The organism is Neptunomonas sp., from assembly GCF_041601355.1.
GTDB lineage: Bacteria > Pseudomonadota > Gammaproteobacteria > Pseudomonadales > Balneatricaceae > Neptunomonas.
This window is the reverse complement of sequence record NZ_JBFIIH010000045.1, coordinates 1-19,133: the sequence shown is the minus strand read 5'-3', so window position 1 is coordinate 19,133 and position 19,133 is coordinate 1. Positions and strand designations below refer to the sequence as shown.

Genomic DNA, 19,133 nt, shown 5'->3' with positions numbered 1-19,133 from the left:
GAGTCAGAACGTAAAGGCACGCATAGCTGGGTTCATTATCTGACCGGCCATTTCTGGCGCAATATAAGTGAAGCAAACGCCCCATTTATTAATTTCGATAATTCGCTGATCATTAAGTTCCTCCGGGTGTCTGTATTGCAGTGCTGACGGGCAAGCTAACTGACAATAAAGGCCAAATCCAGACTTAGCTCAGGATTTGCTGTAACGCCTTCCACAAGGAGTCCTTTAGCTAGCAAGTCACCTCTATGTTTGCTCTTACCCTTAAACACCTTAGGATAATTACACTCGTATACATTTTTTCTCTCCACGACCTCATTGTCTTTTTTCCATATCTTCCTTACAAGCTTTAGAATCTCTCCCTTTTGGTACACGATGACTCGTTCTGCTGGCTTATGCACATTTCCTAGTCCATCAAAAACTCGTGGGGATGGATCAAACGCGAATGCCTTAATACCATGACGGACAGATACACTAAGCGCTAAGCCACCTCCCAGGGAATGTCCTGTCGCAACTACATTTTTATTACTATGCTCAATAAGATATTTTTTTATAGCCTTTCTGGCTTGACGATATTGAAAATTAAAAGGTGGGACCGAAAAGTTTGCCCAGAGATAATCGTTTTTGCTATCTGTACCACGAAAAGCAAATACAACTTTATTTGTACCTACTTTTTCATAAATATTGTAAGCCAAGCCTGATATCTTGTGCACTTTTGCTGGCTTATCAGTTAGTTTTCCATTTAGATCTACTTGCTGCCATCCAAGTTTATTCAAATCAAAACGAACACGTTTAGGCTTTTTTTTATATGCATTTGCAGACATCATTGCATAAATCGCGAGGTCTCCAGCGACTTCAGCTGTCATCGATTGAATCTTTTTCTTCATTGATATCTCCTGTGTATAGTTAATGTTAAAGGTTCAACATTTTATTAGCGTTATTTAGATTAGCCATACCTGAAACTGTGAACTATCGGATTAGTCATCTTTGAATAAAAACACAGCCCTTTCTTGTTTATTATTAATCACTGATCGACTTTGTATTTGTTCACTTACATCGATTCAAACACGCTTATATCCATTCATATATTGGATTTTAGGCTTACTTTAGCCAAAAGCGCCTAAGCCTTTCATCAATGCCTCATGTCTCCCTGGCTCGCGATTATCTCGATATTATTTACCAGGCAAAACATTAATCATCAGGCACTCATTTTATTTTTGATTTAAGAGTCAACCGCTTTAATCCTTTGACGCTTTCAAGGCTGTACTTTATGGCGTGCTGGATTTGGCGGCTGTTTTTTATTTTTTTTTTATTATTAATATTTTTTGGAGAGCATTTATGAATTAGAGCCTGAATTTCAGGACTTGGTTGAGAAGATTGCGTAATACATAGAGATAGTATTGTTTCCAGAAAACAAATAGATAGGAAAGTGATGGCTGTCGTATCTAGCTCTACCTTTCTTTTTAAGCCTGCACTTGAGAAAGCCCATATGCATCAGTTTCCACTTGCTATTTTTAGGATCTCCCGGCTTTAGATATATCTGTTTGAAGTAGTAATTGTTGATCCAGAATATCCGGTGTTATGCGAGTTTTTGATAAAGCTGCAAGATTCGCTGCAATTGCTACTGAATACGAGGTTCCAGTCATTCTTGCTAATTTCCCACCTTGATTAAAGGCCATTACGGATCCAGGCGCATAAAAATCGACACCTTTGCCATAGTTAGAATACTCTGCAGGTGCGCCTTCGCTCTCCGTGCCGACATACACTACTCCAGGTACTGTTGTATGCTCCATCTTTTCTCTCTCATTACCGGCGGCAACGAGGACTAACGAATGCCGGGCCGCTAGCCAAAATGCTGACGAAAAATCAGCGGTAATGATAGGCAGGTTGTTTTCAAATGTTGTTCTTAGCGCAGGATTTTCCCGTTAAATACCTTGACGATAACATGCTATCATCGGACGGTTGATCTATTATAACCCTGAAAATCAATTTGTTATGTTGATCTCTTACATGATAATACGCACAGTGATTTAGGTATAACGCGCATGCACCTTGGTATAGAGCCGAATCAAAGGAATTTGTCAAAATAGTACATTTTATTCAGATAGTTAAACGCTATTCTCTAGTTTTCATTCCCGTATAATGTTGATCAAGAACTATTGCTCTGCTTCTCGTCGAATTCAGGGCTAAAATTGCGTTTCGGTCTTTAATCCATATTGTTATCTAATTGATGCACATTATCTCTCTAACTAGATAGCTAAATTACCTTTGTTATTACAATGGGGCTTTATGAAACGTTATCCTTCTACTACAGCGCTGCGCGCGTTTGAAGCGATTTCCCGATTAGGAAGTGTTTCTGCCGCCGCTGAAGAGCTTAATTTAACCCGCAGCGCAGTTAGCCATCAGTTGAATGTGTTGGAAGAAGTGGTTGGGTTTGCATTGGCTCGAAGGGAAGGTAGAGGGATAACGCTTACTCGAAAAGGTGAAAATTATGCTTTGGAAGTAAAAAAAGCACTTACTATTTTGTTAGAAGCCTCCCGTGTAAACTGCGAGGAAGAAATGATAGGTAAGTTGACCATCAGTTGTGCACCTGGATTGGCTAACTACTGGCTATGCCGCAAGTTGTCCGGCTTTACTAAAAAATACCCAAAACTGTCACTACACATTTTATCATCAAGCTTCCCCAGTGATATTTCGAATGATAATGTTGATTTGTTTATTGCTTACGGTAATGGCAACTGGCCTGAAAAATATGTCAAACAATTGATGACCATCCGGCTGTTCCCTGTTTGCAGTCCTCACTTTTTTCATCAACGAGGTGGATTAGGTCACCCGTCTAATTTGGTGAAAATGCCTCTCTTTCATCTTGTGAATCACACAGATTGGCGGGTTTGGTTAGCGGCAAATGGAGTGAGTAATACGCAACTAGAAGGCGGGGTTATTTTTTCCGATGCCAACCTCGTACAATCCGCTGCTATTGCAGGGCAAGGGCTAGCCATTGGCGATAATATGGTCAGTGGTGATGCTTTGGAAAAGGGCCTTTTAATCCGTCCTTTCGAAAAAAGCATTGAGTCGCCTAGGGCTTATTATTTGGTTGCCTCCCCAGAAAAAGTAGAAAGAAAAGATGTTTCTGCATTTATTGATTGGTTAGAAGGTCTCGTTTCAGACGCGCAATCCCGGTATGACCGGCCAAAATAGCGACTATTTAGGTGGCACTATTATTGTGCGCATTATTGCTGTGATGCACCATCGCCGTGATTGCTGCTATTCAACTTACAAATACCATTTTATAAACTCTTTAAAGTGCTTATTTACCAAGCCTTGAGAAAGCTTTGTCTCAAAAAATCATATCCTTGTTTTTGACTTATTTTATCGCAAAAAAGCCCCTTTTTAGTGCACGCAATCATATTTGTTCGATTTTACTAACCATAATCTCTTTAATTTAAAATAACTGTCAAATTATATTGGACAGTTATGTCAATATTATTCGATTGTTATTGGTTTTCTTCTGGTCAAGAATCTATTCAAGGTATTTGGTCGATGCTATTCGATTACCCCTAATCCCTATTAATAAAAGTAAGATTTCTTGAAGGCAGAATTATGAGTCATCAATCAGAAAGTGATTTTGTAACAGATATCTACCCAACTCTTTCAGAGGAAGCGCGAGTCAGGGTCGATTTAGCGGCGGCTTATCATTTGATTGAGCATTTTCAAATGAGCGACAGTATCTACACACATATTTCAGCGCGTGTTCCTGGTGATAATGAATATTTCTTAATTAATCCTTACGGCACTCGTTTTAGTGAAGTCAAAGCCAGTCAACTTGTGATGATCGATCTAGACGGAAATATTATTGATGACCCATGCAATATGGGCGCAAATCCGGCCGGTTTTACTATTCACTCAGCAATACATGGTGCGCGGCCAGACTTGAAATGTGCGTTGCATACTCACACGGTTGCAGGCGTCTCTATTGCTTCAACACAAACGGGGCTTTTGCCGATTAATCAGTGGGCTTTGCAGTTTTATCACGGTGTCTCTCGTCATGCTTATGAAGGTATCGCCTTAAATTTGGAAGAACGAGAGCGCCTCGTTAAAGACCTAGGCCCTGAAAATAAGATTCTTATTTTAGATAATCATGGCCTGATGACCATGGGTAATGATGTTGGGGAAGCCTTTACCCTAATGTTTAATTTAGAGCGGGTTTGCAAGGTTCAAATGGCTGTTCTGGCCAGTGCTCAGCCGGTTAATCAAATTGACTCAACTGTCTGCGAATTAACCTACCAGCAATATAAACAATTTGCGGAAATGAGTCAGCGTGGTGGTTTCCATGTGGAATGGCTGGCTTATCTAAGATTATTAGAAAAAGTGTCACCTTCTTATCGAGACTAATGCTCATCAATATAAAAACTGATTATTTAAAAATTAGGAGAGATACATGAAAAAAATAATTTTTGGCGCGGTAATCGCTTGTTTACCTTTTGCAACGAGTGTTTATGCACAGCCTCAAGACGGTGGAACGATCAATGTTGTTGTGCAGCCAGAGCCACCAAGCTTAATGATTGGCATGTACTCAAATGCGACCACACAGCAGGTGGGCGGTAATATTTTTGAGGGTCTGATGCGCTATGATAAAGACCTAAACCCTCATCCCCTTTTGGCTACCTCTTGGGATAATTCTGAAGACGGTAAAACATGGACATTCCATTTAAAAGAGAGTGTTCTTTGGCATGATGGGCAGCCTTTTACATCTGCTGATGTCGTCTTTTCTATTGATAAACTGTTACGCGAAACCAATGCTCGTTTGAGAGGATCGCTAGCGTATGTTGACAGTATCACAGCACCTGATGATTACACGGTGGTATTTCAGCTTAAACAACCGTTCGGCCCCTTCATTCGTTTATTTGAAGTGGGAACAACACCGATGTTGCCTAAACATATTTATGAAGGCACGGATTACAAGCTAAACCCTGCTAACCACCATCCTATCGGTACCGGGCCATTCGTATTTAAAGAGTGGAAAAAAGGTTCATTTATCCATTTGGCTAAAAATGAATCCTATCACGTGAAAGGTTTACCGCATATTAATGAGCTTTATTGGCATGTAATTCCAGATGCGGCTTCTCGTTCTGTTGCTTTTGAAACGGGCAAAATTGATGTGCTACCCGGTGGCTCAGTCGAAAACTTTGATGTGCCACGTTTAACTGAATTAGACAATACTTGTGTAACAACTGATGGTTGGGAATTCTTCTCTCCACATGCCTGGTTATGGTTAAACAACCGCCAAGGACCAACAGCTGACAAACGTTTCCGCCAAGCGGTTATGTATGCTATGGATCGTGAATTTGCCAAATCGGTATTGTGGAACGATTACGGAAAAATTGCCAAAGGCCCTGTGGGTTCTAAAACGAAATTCTTCGACAGCTCTTTACCTGATTATGAATATAACCCGAAAAAAGCCAAAGCTTTGTTGGAGGAAATGGGTTATGACGGCACGCCAGTACGCTTGATGGCTATGCCTTATGGTGAAACGTGGCAGCGTTGGACCGAAGTGATCAAGCAGAACCTCGAAGAGGTCGGTATTAAAACCCAGATTGTTTCAACCGATGTCGCTGGCTGGAATCAGAAGGTCGGCGATTGGGATTATGATATTTCCTTCACTTATCTTTACCAATACGGAGATCCTGCTCTAGGTGTTTCTCGGACTTACCTTTCTGACAATATTGCCAAAGGCTCGCCTTGGAATAATGCCGAAGGGTATGTCAATAAGCAGGTAGACCAATGGTTCAATGAAGCAGCAGTGGCCTTTACCGATGCTAAACGGGCGGAGTTGTACAGCAAAATTCAACATCAGATTGTTGAAGATGTACCGGTTGCTTGGCTAATGGAGCTGGAATTTCCAACTATTTATAACTGTAAAGTACAAAACTTGGTTGACTCTGCCATCGGTATAAACGATGCCTTTGGTACCGCTTGGATTAAACAGTAGTCAAAATGGAGCAAGCCTTTCTGGCTTGCTCCTGTAACGAGAGTAGTAACATCTATGAGTATGCAAACCTTATTTTATATCGGTGGTCGCTTGGTTAAAGGGGCCGCGGTGTTATTGGTTATCGCGATCTTTAACTTCTTTTTAATTCGGATGGCACCAGGCGATCCAGCGCAAGTATTGGCAGGTGAAGCCGGGGCGACAGATGCTATCTTTCTACAGCAGCTAAGAGAGCAATTTGGCCTTGATCAACCGCTTTACTATCAGCTGTGGATTTATGTTAGTAACTTGATGCAGTTCGATATGGGTATTACTTACCGTCAGCAAATGCCGGTGTTTGACCTGATTATGGAGCGCATGCCTGCCACCTTGCTACTCACGGGTGCGGCGTTCTTTTTATCGATTTTATTAGGTGTTTTAGCAGGTGTTATTGCCGCGGCTAAGCATCGTAAATGGGCTGATTCAGCTATCACAGTGGCGGCCCTTATTTTTTATGCGACACCTCTTTTTTGGTTGGCGATGATGGCTTCGCTGTTCTTTTCTGTGTATTTAGAGTGGCTACCCAGTTTTGGTATGCAAACGGTGGGTCAAGACCTAACGGGTTGGCAAAAAATCACCGATATTGCACTACACCTGATCTTACCGGCAAGCACGCTTGGGCTGTTTTTTACGGCGGTATATGCCCGAATGACACGGACTTCGATGATAGAAACCAGCCGTTTAGATTTTGTTAAGACAGCAAAAGCAAAAGGAATGAAACCCTCACGTGTGACGACTCACCATGTATTGCGTAATGCGTTGTTACCGGTTGTGACACTCGCTGGCTTGCAAGCAGGACAATTGATCGGTGGTGCGGTTTTAACCGAAACCGTATTCGCTTGGCCTGGCATTGGACGGTTGATGTTTGAGGCGTTGTTCCAGCGAGACTATAACCTGTTATTAGGAGTGTTCTTTGTATCATCCGCGATGGTTGTTCTCTTTAACTTGATCACTGATGTTATCTATTGCGTCGTTGATCCACGAATAGAGCTGTCAAAATGAATGTAGTTAAATCCTTAACACAAAATAAAGTGGCGATGGTTGGTTTTGGCATACTATTTATGTTCGTTGTCATCGCTTTATTTGGGCCTTACCTCTATGACGGAAGCCCTTGGCGTATGGTGCAAAGACCTTTTATACCACCATTTCAAAACAGTAATTACCTGCTCGGTACGGATACGTTAGGCCGGGATGTGTTGGCCGGTTTGATTTACGGCGCACGTATTTCTTTATTGGTAGGCTTAGTCTCAACCACGATTGCGCTATTAATCGGTATTCCATTAGGGGCGTATGCGGGCTATTACGGTGGCTGGGTTGATGAACTATTAATGCGTTTTACTGAAATATTTCAGACCGTCCCTAGTTTTGCATTGGCGGTAGTGTTAGTGGCGATTTTTGAGCCTTCTGTTTATTCCATCACCGGTGCAATCGCCATTGTCAGTTGGCCTCCCGTGGCGCGACTGGTGCGCGGCGAGTTTTTATCCCTGCGCGGCCAAGAGTATGTTTTAGCGGCCAAACTGAATGGTCAAAGTAATCGAAACATCATTATGCGAGAGATTTTACCTAACAGCCTTTCGCCGATCATCGTCTTGGCATCACTGATGGTGGCCAGTGCGATTTTGCTGGAATCTTCTTTATCTTTCTTAGGTTTAGGCGATCCAGAAATTATGTCTTGGGGGTATATGATTGGCGCGGCAAAAACCGTTATACGCCAAGCGTGGTGGTTAAGTTTTATCCCAGGTGTGGCCATTGCGATTACGGTACTTTCTCTTAACTTGCTAGGTGAAGGCTTAAACGAAGCTCTAAACCCTAAATTATCAGGTAATCGGGAGAGCTAATATGAAGCCTTTACTAAAAGTTGAAAATTTAAGTATCCGTTTACCCAAAGGCAGTGATCGTGAATTCGCGATTAGAAATGTGAATTATGACTTAATGCCGGGCGAGTTGTTGTGTGTCGTGGGTGAGTCGGGGTCTGGTAAATCAATGACGGCGAATGCTGTTATGGGATTGCTGCCTAAGGCTATTGAGGTGGATAGCGGGGCGGTGACGTTTGATGGTTTTGATCTGACTTCATTGGAAGAGCGCAGAGCCCGAGCGCTACGCGGCAATCGCATCAGTATGATTTTCCAAGAGCCGATGACGGCGCTAAACCCACTGATGAGAGTGGAGAATCAAATTTCAGAAGTGTTTTTGATCCATACGTCAATGTCTGCGAAGGAACGTCATGATCGTACTTTGGCCTTGTTAGAAGATGTCGGTTTGCCTGATCCGCAAAAAATGCTGCGGGCATATCCTCATCAATTGTCCGGTGGTCAGCGTCAGCGGGTGATGATCGCCATGGCACTCGCACTAGAGCCTTCTATTCTGATTGCCGATGAGCCGACGACGGCATTGGATGTGACGACACAAGCGCAGATTCTTAAGCTGATTAAAGAGTTGCAACGTAAACACAATACAGCAGTGATGTTTATCACTCATGATTTTGGTGTGGTGGCAGAGATAGCTGACAGAGTTGTCGTGATGGAAAAAGGCGAAATGGTTGAGCTGGGTAAGCGTGATGAGGTGTTAAATAACCCACAACATGCCTATACCAAAAAACTGATTGCCGCAGTGCCTCCGCTCGTATCTCCTCAGCGTGACGTTAGAGTGCATCAAGAACCGCCAATTTTACACGTGAAAAATTTGTGTAAAACCTATAGAACAGGCGGCAGTTGGTTTACTAAAGCACGCATTGTCAATGCCGCTGATAACGTTAATTTTGAGCTTCACCGTGGTGAAACGCTGGGTCTAGTGGGCGAATCTGGCTCAGGAAAATCTACCGTGAGCCGATGTGTGGTGCGCTTGCTTGAGGCGGATAGCGGCCAAATATTATTGGGTGGTAGCGAAATTCAGTCGCTAAATAGCAAGCAACTGATGCCATTTAGAAAACGCATACAAATGGTCTTTCAAGACCCTTATGCCTCCCTTAACCCACGTAAAACCATTGGCCAAATCATTGCCGATGGGCCCATCGCTCAGGGTATGGCTGCTAAGGATGCGCTGGCAAAAGCGGCTGAATTATTAGAGCTAGTTGAATTACCTAAAACCGCATTGGATCGATATCCCCATGAGTTTTCGGGAGGGCAGCGACAACGTATTGGGATTGCCCGCGCGTTAGCCCATGACCCTGAAGTTCTGGTCGCGGATGAGGCTATTTCGGCACTGGATGTGTCGGTGCAAGCGCAAATTCTTGATCTGATAGAGGTCTTAAAAAAACGTCTTAATTTAGCTGTTTTATTTGTTGTCCATGACCTGCGAGTGGCCGCCCAAGTATGCGATAGGGTAATCGTTATGGAAAAGGGCCAAATTGTAGAAATGGGTGAAACTAGTCAAGTGTTTGAGTCCCCTGTGCATGATTATACAAAAAGCTTAATTGCTTCTATTCCTGGTGCGCACTGGCGCTCGGGTGTTGTTGAGAACAAGTTGATTCAAAACATGGAGGCTCTGGTCTAATGCAGTACGGCGTCGCACATAGCAGTTTTTTAGATATGTCTGCTTATATCAATCAGTTCGAACACTATGCTGACGAAGTATCGGTAGTGACTTGTGACCAAGTTCATGATGCTTCATTAGTGACCTTTGCCTTGCTTTGGTATCCCGATGATGACTTCTTTGAACGTTACCCCAACGTGCGTGTCGTGGCCTCTATAGCCGCAGGAGTAGACAGTATTCTGTCCTGCCCCAGCATTCATGACGACGTGATCGTGTGTCGCAACCGTGATCCCGAACAAGCGTCGATCATGAGTACCTTTGCGATTTGGAACGTGATTAACCATCAGCGTAATTTTGCTCAGTATCGCCAGCAGCAAGAGGAAAAAATATGGCAACGCTTGCCTATGAGAGCTCCGAGTGAGGTCAGTGTTGGCGTACTGGGGCTAGGGTTTATGGGCGAAAAAATGGTCAATGATCTGTATGCCTTGGGGTTTGATGTGGCGGGTTGGCGTAAAAGCGAAACAACGCTTGAGAACCAAGATATCGCGGTTTTTAGTGGTGATGCTCAATTAGCCGCATTTTTACAACGCACAGAAGTGCTTATTTGTGTTCTGCCATTGACCAAGCAAACCCAGGGTATTTTGTCAGCCGAATTATTTGCCCAGTTAAAAACGAATGCGTACTTAATCCATCTCGGGCGCGGTGGCCACCTTGTCGCAGAGGATTTACTGGCTGCACTTGACGATGGCTCATTAGTCGGCGCGTCGTTAGATGTGTTTGATGAAGAGCCACTGCCTAAAAGTAATCTATTTTGGCAACACCCTCGCATTTTAGTAACGCCCCATGATGCAAGCGATGTTCGACCGCAAACGGCGGCTCTTAACTTAGTCGAAGAGGTAAGGCTGTTTTCGATGGGTGAAATGCCAAAAAATAAAGTTGAAGCCGCTCTTGGCTATTAAATAGAGATTTATTATGACTGTTGGAAAATGTAATCGTGATCGATTGTGGAACTCAATTATGCAGATCGGACAAATTGGTCATGCCGAAGTTGCAGGAAGTAAAGTTGGGGGGTGCCACCGACTGGCGTTGACGGACAAAGATAAACAAGCGAGAGATCTATTTATTGCTTGGGCAAAAGAGATTGGCTGCACATTAAGAGTCGATGCGGTAGGCAATTTGTTTTTACGCCGTGCGGGCATGGATAAGGATTTACCTCCGGTGATGACTGGCAGCCATTTAGATACGCAGCCTACTGGTGGTAAATTTGACGGCGTGTATGGCTGCTTGGCCGGCCTAGAAGTGTTGCGCTGTTTAAACGAAAACAATATCAAAACCTTGCGCCCAATCGAAGTCGTGGTTTGGACGAATGAAGAAGGGGCGCGTTTTAAGCCCGCGATGTTGGGCTCTGGTGTTTATGCAAAGGTTTTTAAGCTTGAGGATGTCTTAGCGACAAAAGATGAAGGTGACATCAGTTTAGGCGCAGAGTTAGCACGTTTAGGTTATCAAGAAATGGCGAATAATGATGCGCATGAAGGCTATCAATATTATGAGTTGCATATTGAACAAGGGCCAGTGCTTGAAGCGCTAGATGTCGATTTAGGTGTGGTCGCGGGTGTCTTAGGTATGCGCTGGTACAACGTTGAAGTGAGTGGGCGTTCTTGTCATGCCGGACCGAGCCCTATGGATCTTCGTAATGATGCTCTGGTTGGCGTTGCTGAAATGATTACCGAGTTAACCCGTATTGCGGGATCACAGAGCAAAGATAGCCGTTGTACGATTGGCGAATTAAACATTCCTAATTCATCGACCAATGTGTCACCAGGTAAAGTACGCTTTTCTTTAGATCTTCGTGAGGGACAAATAGACGATTTGGATGAACTGCAAACCAAATCATTTGAAGCCATTCATCGTATTGCTTTTCACCTGAAGCTAGATATAGATATTAAAGAAACCTGGTCGTTGCCTCCTTGTCCTTTTGATGAAAAATGTCTGGAGCACATTCAGCAAGCTTGTGCCATGAGTTACCCCGATATTACTCCCCACCGGTTAATCAGTGGTGCTGGCCACGACGCGGTTTATGTCAGCAGAGTGACGCCTACGGCAATGATTTTTGTGCCATCTGAAGATGGTTTGAGTCATAACGAACGTGAATACACTAGTCCAGAACAGTTGGAGAAAGGTTGTAATGTACTGTTACACACCATCATGTTATCCGCTAATTCAAACTAGTTTTTTGCATTCATTTATAAGGAGAGTGTTTAAGTGAAAGCCTTTTATCATGAGGATCAACGTCAACATGATCCCAAATTTTATATGAAAAATGGTAAATCTACTCCCGCTCGTGAAGTGCCTGAACGGGGCGATATTTTTCGCAATGTGCTAAACAACTTGAATGTTTCTATCAGCCCAACGTCTGACTTCGGCATGTCTTATATTTCTCAGGTGCATTCACCTGATTATGTCAATTTCCTTAGGAGTGTGTATTCAAAATGGGCTGAATTACCTGATGCGAGTGAGGAAATCATCCCTAAAAGCAACCCAGGGCGGTATGCCGCTAATTATCCTAAAGACATTATTGGTCAAGTTGGCTGGCATTTGATGGATACCTCCTGTCCATTAGGCGCTGGCACTTGGAAGGGTGTATATGCTTCAGCACAAACTGCCACCAGTGCCGCTGATGCGGTTGCTAAAAAAGAATGTGATGCAGTTTATGCGGTTTGTCGCCCACCGGGTCACCATGCGTATCCTGATGGAGGTGCAGGTTTTTGTTTTTTAAATAATTCGGCGATCGCCGCCCAGCGATTATTAAAAGACTTTGAAAGGGTGGTGATTCTTGATGTGGATTTACATCACGGCAATGGCACACAGGCTGTATTTTGGCATCGCAAGGACGTGATGACCATTTCTATCCATGCGGACCCTGCCTATTGTTACCCACACTATTGGGGTTATGCCCATGAAAAAGGCGAAGGGGAAGGCTATGGATATAATTTGAACTTTCCTATTCCAGAGGGCACCGCTGACGCTGGGTATATAGAAGTACTTGAGCAAGCCCTTGATCAACTTGATGCTTATGCGCCAGATGCCATCATCGTCGCTTTAGGACTTGATGCATCAGAGCAAGACCCCTTTGCGGTATTAAGCCTAACCACAGAAGGTTTTTCTGAAATAGGCAAACGAATCAAAGCATTGGATAAGCCTACGGTTATTATTCAAGAAGGGGGATATATATCACCTATTTTGGGCGATAATTTAGCTGCTGTGTTAAAGCCTTTTACCAAGTCATAATCGTTTGATAATAAAACCAGAGGGGGCATCGAAATTGCTCGGGGACAGTTTACTTAAATGCTTAAAGTAGGCTGGATTAAGTCAAGTGTGTCCCCGTAATTCCAACCCTATGTTTTTCAAATAATAGTGATTACTGACTGTAGGATGTCGCTTTTCATTTATTTATCTACGTTCAGGTTTGCCTTTTCCTGACAATACACCATACAAATCAAGGCTGTGACAGTACCAAAACATGCCCCAATCAGATGAGCCTCGGTTATCACTGTCATATCGCCAACCAGACTTTCATAACCGAGGTGTGAACGTATCGCCTCAACCAATACTTTCACCCATATAATAACCAAGCCTGCCCAAAATACCTTATCTCCATCACCAGCCAGGCGAACGGAGAAATAGGCCACTAGTGCGTGCAGCAAACCTGATAAGCCGTTATACCAACCGAGACTTGGGTAGATATATAATAAAGTTACGCTGATTAGCGCCGCAAAAATGAAACTATACAACAACAGTTCGCCTGATTTTATCCTCAGAAAAAACGTGAAGTAGATAATGATTGCCGCGGTAATATTCAGGGCGAAATGAGAGCTGTTGGTGTGCACTAAATGGCCGGTCCAGATTCGCCAAATCTCTCCGGATAACAACTGCGGCCGGTCAAACTCCAACACCTCCCGGTAACTCTGGAGTACCCACAGACAAAAAATAATAAGGGCAGAGCCGAGAACTTTGCCCCTTGTAGCCCCCATCATTTTGCTACCCTTTAGTAATCCTTAAAATCGCCAGTCCGGCCAATATCAACAGAAATGGCCATTGAATTCCGCCACCACCACCATATCCCTGACTGTGTGTTATCTGCACACTCTTATCCTCTTTTATCTTTTCCTTGAACCGGTCAAGTTCGACTGCCAGATTATTGGTCATGTCTGCCACAGCTAATTCGAAGCCCTTTTCTCTCACCCCTCTATTCACCTGATCCACTTCCACCAACGAAGATGATTGTTGAACATCACTCACGCCTGGCGCACGAAAAAGCATTTTTCTGGAATTAACATCGAATACAGCGGTATCAACAAAAGTAGTCGCCTGATTCTGGTTTCCCTTTATGAAATAAGCGCCAACAATGGTCCAGTACAAGACGGAGCTTTTCGTTTCCGAGGTAACGGCGACCTGGTCATAGGATACCAACGCAACTATGTCCAGGCCGTATAAACGCGCTATCTGCCCCACCCCCTCAAACCCTTTCGAGGAGCGCATGTATGTTTCCGGAACAATGGTTATTTCTTTTACGTAATCCAGTCCGACAAATTTCTGTTTAACCACTTCAAGCAGCTGCGTTTTTTTAGATTCAGGCAGCGAGAAAGATGTACCTTTCTCCGACGGAACAAACGCCAAACCAACGGTAAGCGGAAGACGCAGATGCGGTGTGGTTTCATCATGTTTTGGAGGGACCTGACCATCTGGATACAGATAATCGACGAGACTGCTGGAAACGCCTCTACGCCCCTCCAGACCAAAATATGATGCACATGAGGTTAAAAACAAGGCGATAACCGCAAAGAGGCACGCTTTACTAATCATGGTTTTCATAGATTCTCCTTAGCAAAAATATTTGCAGCGCCTGAGCCTCAAACAGCTTTACCAAGTCCGCCTGCTTTGACTTGATACTTATCCAGCCTTCTCCCTCAGCCACCCCGTTAGCGGTAAGCTGGAAGGCAACCAAACCTATTAAGAAGAAGACCTATGAATGGCTACAATAGCACTCATCCCTAATATTGTGGTATCGATTTAAGTATCAGATCTCTGTATTTATGCAGCATTGATCACGCCGATAAAACGCCGCTGAAGATAGGCTGAATGGACACTGCACCAGCAAAAAAGATCAGACGATTATTTCCGTAACAACCCCACTTCCTGATGATCGTTCAGTGCTAAACAGTCTGTAGTAATTAAATATGCTCTGACCCCCTTATCTGCATGCTCTGACCCCCTTATCTGACCCTCTTATCACTAAACAAGGGGCTTACCCCCAGAAAACCACAAACAAAATATGACAAAAAATGCCATATTTGGCTCAGTTCATGTCACTTTATTTGTTTTCAATGTTCTAGCCTGCTGCTGTATAACTCAATTAAACACATTAAAAACAATAGCTTATTTTAATAATTTAAAAGCTGGCATTGTCATTGCTAGATCTATAGTAATTAAACAAATAGTCGTGGAGATACAGCAATGACACATTCACATGAAGAACAAGGCGTTGAAGTAATCGGTGTAGTTCCGTCAATTCTGATGGTGGTGGGAGGCTTGGCTATCGCTATTTTGCCCGCCATTGTGCAGGTTGTTATTTTGATGAAATAAGCATTCCTTCAGCGCTTTTTTTATCCGGCTTTTTTGCCGGGCCCGTCCCGCCTTTTTTACGGCTGCTATTTTCATGATTCATGATACGTGCTGTGCGTTATCCACAGCACAACACCCAATCCAGGATATAGGCCAGGAATACAGACGCGATATAAGTAAGGCAAAAAAGAAAAAAGGTAGCCGCGACCATTCACGCGAAAGAGATATAGCTAACAAATAGGATGAAAGTAGAACCAGTAACAGGAAGGGATCAGTCAGATGAAATACGCTGGCATAAAAAGGTTAACCGATTGGTGCAGATGGGGAGACTCGAACTCCCACGCCCGTGAAGGCACTAGCACCTGAAGCTAGCGTGTCTACCAATTCCACCACATCTGCATCGGTCTTATTTAACCTGTGTACGTTTAAAGAGGGTACGCTCTGAAGGTTTTTACTTTCAGCACCCGCCCTGAAAACAGAACGTGGTGCAGATGGGGAGACTCGAACTCCCACGCCCGTGAAGGCACTAGCACCTGAAGCTAGCGTGTCTACCAATTCCACCACATCTGCTCGAAAGTGGGCGATATTATATAGACCGAATTTCTGTTTGGGAAGCCGTTTTGCCGTAATTTAAAAAATTCAGCACCGACAACACTTTCAGGCCTGCTGCCAGGACTCCTTCAATCCTGTAGACACGCTTTAAATACTTCTGCAAAGTCAGCGAGAAATGCTAAATAAGCCCCTTTTCCAGGCTCAGTTTTTTGCCCCAGCGGATCGAGCTCAGCCGTACGAATCGAGGTACCCGAAGTAATTGTTTTTAATACCGCGGCATTAAACTGCGGCTCACTGAACACACACACCGCTCTACTTTGAATAACGGCCTCACGTAGTTCGATTATGTGCTTCGCGCCTGCTTTACGTGAAGGATCAACGGTGACTGCATCCAATTGCAGCAGGTTATAATGCTCAACAAAACCATTGTATGCATCATGAAAGACCACAAATCCCCGCTGATTCAACGGCGCTAATTCTGTCATTATGCGCTTGTCTTGTTGCAACAGCGCCTCAGCAAACTCTGCATAATTTTTGTCGAGTATTAGTTGCTGTTCAGGTGCCGCTGTAACCGCTGCATCACGGATGACTTCGGCTATTTCCAGTGCATGCAGTGGGTCGAGCCAGATATGCGGATCTGAATCACCATGATGATGGTCTTCATGCTGTTCTTTATGTTGCTGACTGCTGGCTAACAGGTTATCAGAGGCATCCTGATGTTGTGATTCATGCTCATGTTCATGCTCACTTTCGGATTCCAATAATCGCAGCACCGTTGCATCGGTTGAACTTAATGTTTTTTCCAGAAATCTCTCTAACTCGGGCCCTACCCAGAAGATGAGATCCGCCTGCTTCACTTTGCGCACATCCGAGGGACGCAAAGAATATTGATGCGGCGATGCGCCGGGAGGTAATAAGACATCCGGCATAGTAACATCTGCCAGAATTTCACTGGCAATCAGCTGTATTGGTGTGATGCTCGTCAGTACTTTCAACTCCGATGCCGCGGCAACAGGAAGAAATAAGGTGAATACTAATGACAAAAGGAAACTTTGTGGACGCATGCTCTTCTTCCAGTCTGATTTGATGTTACAATATAACAAAAATAAGACTTATTGCCCATAAATTATGAGCTATGACCTATGAAGCATTTCTTATGAACTATCCCCTATGAACAATGCCGACGTCGCTTTTCTACCCGGGCACGATCATAGTCGCTGCATTACTCAGGCGTTACAGGATGCGGCTGAGCTTTGCCGTGGACGACAACAACGCCTGACACCCGTGCGCGAGCTGGTACTGAAGCTCATTTGGCAAAGCCATAAACCGCTCGGTGCCTATGATATTTTACCGGCGCTGGCAGAGGCCGGCTTTAACTCGGCCCCGCCGACGGTTTATCGGGCATTAGACTTTCTTCAGGAACAAGGGCTGGTTCACCGCATTGCCTCGCTTAACGCGTTTATTGGCTGCAGCCATCCTGAACATCATTGCAATAACAGCTTTCTGATCTGCACCCGCTGCCACAGTGCGGTTGAGCTGGAATCGGAAGCCGTGTCTGAAGCAATTAAAGCATCGGCAAATGCCGTGGGTTTTAGCGTGCTAAGCGAAATACTGGAAGTCGCCGGCATCTGCCCGAACTGCCAACAAGAAGACAAGACACTATGAGCCACCCCGTAGAGTTAGTCAGGCTAGACCAGATTAATGTCCAGTTTGGACACAGCCATGTTTTGCAAGATGTAAACCTGACATTGTATAAAGATTGTATCACCACGCTGATCGGTCCCAACGGCGCCGGTAAAACCACACTGGTACGCATAGTCCTGGGGTTGATCAAGCCCACGCGTGGCAATGTCTGGTTACAACCGAACTTACGTGTCGGTTATATGCCGCAAAAATTGCATATTGACCGAACCTTTCCGCTCACGGTAAAGCGTTTTTTACAAACGGCACGCATCAAAGATGTAACACAGATGCAAACAGCACTGGACGATGTCCGTGCCGGACACCTGATGAACCACTCAATCCATGACCTTTCCGGCGGCGAAACACAACGTGTAATGCTGGCACGGGCACTGCTACGTGAACCCGAATTATTAGTTCTGGATGAGCCCGTGCAAGGTGTTGACATTAACGGCCAGGTAGAACTCTATGACCTGATAGCCCGCATCCGCAAACAACGTCGCTGTGGCGTCATGATGATCTCCCATGATCTGCATCTGGTGATGTCATCAACTGATAATGTGGTCTGCCTTAATCATCACATCTGCTGCTCGGGGCATCCTGAACATGTCAGTAATGACCCGTCTTTTATCGAGCTGTTCGGTAAACAGGGCGCAGCCAGCATGGCGCTATATAACCATCGCCATAACCACAATCATGATACGCATGGCGATGTGATCGCTGACCACCCGCATCCCGAAGAAGCACAAAGAGTATTACAAAAAGAAGCGCATGATAAAGAGTGTAACCACTAAATGACTTACGATTTTCTTATTTATGCCATTATCGGCGGACTGGGTGTGGCGGCCGTCGCAGGCCCGCTGGGCGCCTTTGTAGTGTGGCGACGCATGGCCTATTTTGGCGATAGCCTGGCGCATTCCGCACTCTTAGGCGTGGCGCTGGGTATCTTGCTGGACCTCAACCTGAATCTGGCGGTGATTGTCTGCTGCGTATTATTAGCACTACTGCTGGTTGCTTTACAAAAGCAACGCTTTATCGCCACCGACACTCTGCTGGGCATCATGGCACATAGCACCCTTTCTTTAGGTTTAGTCGCCATCTCCTTTGTCGACGATGTCCGGCTGGATCTGATGGATTACCTTTTTGGCGATCTGCTTGCCATCGCCCCGGCGGATCTGGTGTGGATTCTTGCCGGCGGCGCAGCGGTTTTGATCATCATACGTATATTCTGGGAGCCATTACTCGCTATCACCATCAACGAAGAACTGGCACAGGTAGAAGGGATCAATGTCAGCCGCACCCGCCTCATTTTAATGGTGCTTATCGCCATTGTGATTGCCGTCGCGATGAAAATTGTCGGTATTCTGTTGATTACCTCGCTGCTGGTTATACCTGCCGCAGCCGCCCGTCGCCTGTCAACAACACCGGAGCAGATGGCCATTTACGCCTCGTTACTGGGCTGCTCCGCTGTTTTATTAGGTATTTGGGGCTCATGGACATGGGATACTCCCGCCGGCCCTTCCGTGGTGGTTGCGGCACTGTTTGAGTTCATGGTTATTTATTTACTACCATCCCGACAGACATCAAACGCCTGATGCCCAGGGCCAGTCACACCAACTGGACTGCTTTACGCCCCTCCAGACGTGACCATAAAGAAGTCTGGTCGCTGGCCTGGCCGATGATTCTTTCCAATATCACCGTTCCTCTGGTCGGCCTGGTCGATACTGCTGTTATCGGCCACCTGCCGGACGGCAAGCACCTCGCCGCAGTCGCTATCGGCAGCATG

Annotated in this window: 18 protein-coding genes and 2 tRNA genes; 13 read left to right on the top strand and 7 right to left on the bottom strand. The window is 44.8% G+C overall.

Features of this window, described 5'->3' with window-relative positions:
- Positions 1–155 precede the first annotated feature (155 nt).
- A complete protein-coding gene (locus ABY436_RS09195; RefSeq protein ID WP_372738676.1) occupies positions 156–884 on the bottom strand; it encodes a hypothetical protein in 729 nt (242 codons plus the stop codon).
- Positions 885–1,511: 627 nt separating this feature from the next.
- Entirely contained in the window at positions 1,512–1,874 is a 363-nt protein-coding gene (locus tag ABY436_RS09190; protein ID WP_372738684.1) for a S8 family serine peptidase, read from the bottom strand.
- Positions 1,875–2,286: 412 nt separating this feature from the next.
- Between ABY436_RS09190 and ABY436_RS09185 the strand changes: the two genes are divergently transcribed.
- The 9 genes from ABY436_RS09185 (at position 2,287) to ABY436_RS09145 (ending at position 12,781) form a co-directional block, all read left to right on the top strand.
- Positions 2,287–3,195, top strand: coding sequence for a LysR substrate-binding domain-containing protein (locus ABY436_RS09185; RefSeq protein ID WP_372738675.1), 909 nt, complete (start codon positions 2,287–2,289; stop codon positions 3,193–3,195).
- Positions 3,196–3,597: 402 nt separating this feature from the next.
- Positions 3,598–4,389 carry a class II aldolase/adducin family protein gene (locus tag ABY436_RS09180; RefSeq protein WP_372738674.1) on the top strand — a complete coding sequence of 264 codons (792 nt, stop codon included), beginning with the start codon at positions 3,598–3,600 and terminating at the stop codon, positions 4,387–4,389.
- Between the two features lie 46 nt (positions 4,390–4,435).
- Positions 4,436–5,986 carry an ABC transporter substrate-binding protein gene (locus ABY436_RS09175; protein WP_372738673.1) on the top strand — a complete coding sequence of 517 codons (1,551 nt, stop codon included), beginning with the start codon at positions 4,436–4,438 and terminating at the stop codon, positions 5,984–5,986.
- A gap of 60 nt (positions 5,987–6,046) precedes the next feature.
- Positions 6,047–7,024, top strand: coding sequence for an ABC transporter permease (locus tag ABY436_RS09170; RefSeq protein ID WP_372738683.1), 978 nt, complete (start codon positions 6,047–6,049; stop codon positions 7,022–7,024).
- Positions 7,021–7,860, top strand: a complete 840-nt coding sequence (locus tag ABY436_RS09165) for an ABC transporter permease (RefSeq protein ID WP_372738672.1) — start codon at positions 7,021–7,023, stop codon at positions 7,858–7,860. Before ABY436_RS09170 ends, ABY436_RS09165 begins: the two co-directional genes overlap by 4 nt.
- Position 7,861: 1 nt before the next feature.
- The gene (locus ABY436_RS09160) at positions 7,862–9,514 is read left to right on the top strand and encodes an ABC transporter ATP-binding protein (protein ID WP_372738671.1); all 1,653 of its coding nucleotides are present in this window, start codon (positions 7,862–7,864) and stop codon (positions 9,512–9,514) included.
- Positions 9,514–10,452: a 2-hydroxyacid dehydrogenase gene (locus ABY436_RS09155; protein ID WP_372738670.1), complete on the top strand. Its 939-nt coding sequence runs from the start codon at positions 9,514–9,516 to the stop codon at positions 10,450–10,452. Before ABY436_RS09160 ends, ABY436_RS09155 begins: the two co-directional genes overlap by 1 nt.
- A 13-nt stretch (positions 10,453–10,465) precedes the next feature.
- Positions 10,466–11,722 carry a Zn-dependent hydrolase gene (locus ABY436_RS09150; RefSeq protein WP_372738669.1) on the top strand — a complete coding sequence of 419 codons (1,257 nt, stop codon included), beginning with the start codon at positions 10,466–10,468 and terminating at the stop codon, positions 11,720–11,722.
- Positions 11,723–11,755: 33 nt separating this feature from the next.
- Complete coding sequence (locus tag ABY436_RS09145; RefSeq protein ID WP_372738668.1) at positions 11,756–12,781, top strand: histone deacetylase family protein; 1,026 nt, start codon at positions 11,756–11,758, stop codon at positions 12,779–12,781.
- A 158-nt stretch (positions 12,782–12,939) separates the two neighbouring features.
- Here ABY436_RS09145 and rrtA read toward each other — a convergent pair whose 3' ends face one another.
- Together rrtA and rhlP are read right to left on the bottom strand one after the other, a co-directional pair.
- The gene (gene rrtA / locus ABY436_RS09140; protein WP_372738667.1) at positions 12,940–13,527 is read right to left on the bottom strand and encodes a rhombosortase; all 588 of its coding nucleotides are present in this window, start codon (positions 13,525–13,527) and stop codon (positions 12,940–12,942) included.
- A 4-nt stretch (positions 13,528–13,531) separates the two neighbouring features.
- Complete coding sequence (gene rhlP, locus ABY436_RS09135) at positions 13,532–14,365, bottom strand: rhombotarget lipoprotein (RefSeq protein ID WP_372738666.1); 834 nt, start codon at positions 14,363–14,365, stop codon at positions 13,532–13,534.
- 642 nt (positions 14,366–15,007) lie between these two features.
- Here rhlP and ABY436_RS09130 point away from each other — a divergent pair.
- Positions 15,008–15,136, top strand: a complete 129-nt coding sequence (locus tag ABY436_RS09130; RefSeq protein WP_372738665.1) for a hypothetical protein — start codon at positions 15,008–15,010, stop codon at positions 15,134–15,136.
- Positions 15,137–15,427: 291 nt separating this feature from the next.
- Here ABY436_RS09130 and ABY436_RS09125 read toward each other — a convergent pair.
- The 3 genes from ABY436_RS09125 to znuA form a co-directional block, all read right to left on the bottom strand.
- Positions 15,428–15,514: transfer RNA gene (locus ABY436_RS09125), tRNA-Leu, on the bottom strand.
- A gap of 84 nt (positions 15,515–15,598) precedes the next feature.
- A tRNA-Leu gene (locus ABY436_RS09120) sits at positions 15,599–15,685 on the bottom strand.
- A gap of 110 nt (positions 15,686–15,795) precedes the next feature.
- Entirely contained in the window at positions 15,796–16,731 is a 936-nt protein-coding gene (gene znuA, locus ABY436_RS09115; RefSeq protein WP_372738664.1) for a zinc ABC transporter substrate-binding protein ZnuA, read from the bottom strand.
- Positions 16,732–16,837: 106 nt separating this feature from the next.
- On the opposite strand from znuA, the gene ABY436_RS09110 reads away from it, so the two are divergent.
- Genes ABY436_RS09110 through znuB form a run of 3 tightly spaced genes read left to right on the top strand, consistent with a single transcriptional unit; the run spans position 16,838 to position 18,942 of the window.
- Positions 16,838–17,332: a Fur family transcriptional regulator gene (locus ABY436_RS09110; protein ID WP_372738663.1), complete on the top strand. Its 495-nt coding sequence runs from the start codon at positions 16,838–16,840 to the stop codon at positions 17,330–17,332.
- Entirely contained in the window at positions 17,329–18,141 is an 813-nt protein-coding gene (gene znuC / locus ABY436_RS09105; RefSeq protein ID WP_372738662.1) for a zinc ABC transporter ATP-binding protein ZnuC, read from the top strand. The genes ABY436_RS09110 and znuC overlap by 4 nt, the downstream gene beginning before the upstream one ends.
- Positions 18,142–18,942 (top strand): zinc ABC transporter permease subunit ZnuB, encoded by an 801-nt coding sequence (gene znuB, locus ABY436_RS09100; protein ID WP_372738661.1) that lies wholly within the window; start codon positions 18,142–18,144, stop codon positions 18,940–18,942.
- Positions 18,943–19,133: the final 191 nt, after the last annotated feature.